The sequence below is a fragment of the Erwinia sp. PPS120 genome (assembly GCF_047918655.1).
GTDB classification, from domain to species: Bacteria; Pseudomonadota; Gammaproteobacteria; order Enterobacterales; family Enterobacteriaceae; genus Erwinia; species Erwinia tasmaniensis_A.
Genome location: NZ_JBLREF010000100.1, coordinates 1 through 1,483, shown reverse-complemented (window position 1 = coordinate 1,483; position 1,483 = coordinate 1). Strand labels below are relative to the sequence as shown.

Here is a 1,483-nt window from a genome sequence, read left to right as displayed (position 1 = left end):
GTTGTTATGTTTGAAGCGGCACGCGTGGGCGATGATATCGGCCATTCTCATGCGCTGGCAGGGATGATTGCCGGAACGATTGTCGGTGGACTGATTGCCGCAGCGGGTGGTATTGCCGCAGGTGCGCTGATGGTGGCGGGTATCGGGGCGTCCTGTCTGGGCATTGGCGTGCTGCTGGTCGGGGCCAGCCTGGCGGTGGGATACCTGACAGGCGAACTGGCAACGAAGGCCAGGGGCAGCATCACCGACGCGGGTGCCGCCAGTATGGGGAAGAGTGGCGTTATCGTTACCGGCTCGCATAACGTGTTCATTAACGGCAGACCTGCGGCCATTGCCACCGACAGCATGGTGGAATGCGCGAAAGATGGTGGCTCACAGCAGATGGCCGAAGGGTCGTCCAGGGTGTACATCAATGGCCTGCCTGCTGCCCGCATCGGTGACCAGACCACCTGCGGCGGGAAGGTGATGACCGGTTCAGGCAACGTGCGCACGGGCGGGGAGCCGGAACAGACACTGCCGATACAGTCAGAAGTCCCGGAAGGGCTCTATAAAGCGTCTGACCTGACGCTGTTATTTGCTGGTCTTGCGGGTGGCCAGGGTGGCGCAGCCGTAAAAGCCGGGGCGCTGGGTAAACTGTTCAGTAAAATTCCGGGTATCAGCAAACTGGCCCGTATCGCCTGCCGCGCCGGCGTGCTGATGACCGGGGCCGCCGCCGTGGGCATTATCGCCCGTCCGGTGGATATCGTCAGCGGCCAGAAGTTTCTCTCCGGTGATGATGAGCTGGACTTTATATTACCTTCCCGCCTGCCTGTACGCTGGCAGCGTTACTGGCGCAGCGGCAATCCCGGCGACAGCGTGCTGGGCCGGGGCTGGTCACTTTTCTGGGAAACCCGCCTTGAGCGGTATCAGGACGGGCTGGTGTGGCGCGCCCCGTCAGGCGATTACGTCTCCTTCCCGCTGGTGCCGAAAGGACAGCGAACCTTCTGCGAAACCGAAAAGCGCTGGCTGGAACACCATCAGGACGATACCTGGTCAGTGTATAACATCAGCGGCGAGCGCTGGCATTACTCATCGCTGCGGGACAATTCCCCTTCCCTGCCGCTGCGATTCACCGAACCCTGTGGTAACGATATTCTTTTTGACTGGAACGACGACAATACGCTGCATGCGCTCACCGACAGCGCGGGCCAGCGCGTGGTATGCCGCTACGTAACTGTCAGCGGGCAGGTTCGTCTTGCCGGAGCCTGGCTGGACGATGAGATTTGTCTGGTCAGCTACGATTATGATGACAAGGCCCGGCTGATTAGCGTCACCGGCCGTGGCGGTCAGTTACGCCGCCGTTTCAGCTGGTATGACGACGGAGACGGTACGGATTTACTGCGCAGCCATGAGGACAGCAACGGGCTTCTTAATGAATACCTGTGGCGGAGCATTGATGGTCTGCCCCGCGTGCTGGCTTACCGCCTGTCTCTTATACACATCT

Annotated in this window: 1 protein-coding gene; it reads left to right on the top strand. The window is 60.6% G+C overall.

Annotation, left to right across the window (positions count from 1 at the left end):
- Positions 1-6 precede the first annotated feature (6 nt).
- A partial coding sequence (locus ACLRGG_RS21290) for a PAAR domain-containing protein (protein ID WP_416251572.1) occupies positions 7-1,483 on the top strand: 1,477 nt, incomplete at its 3' end.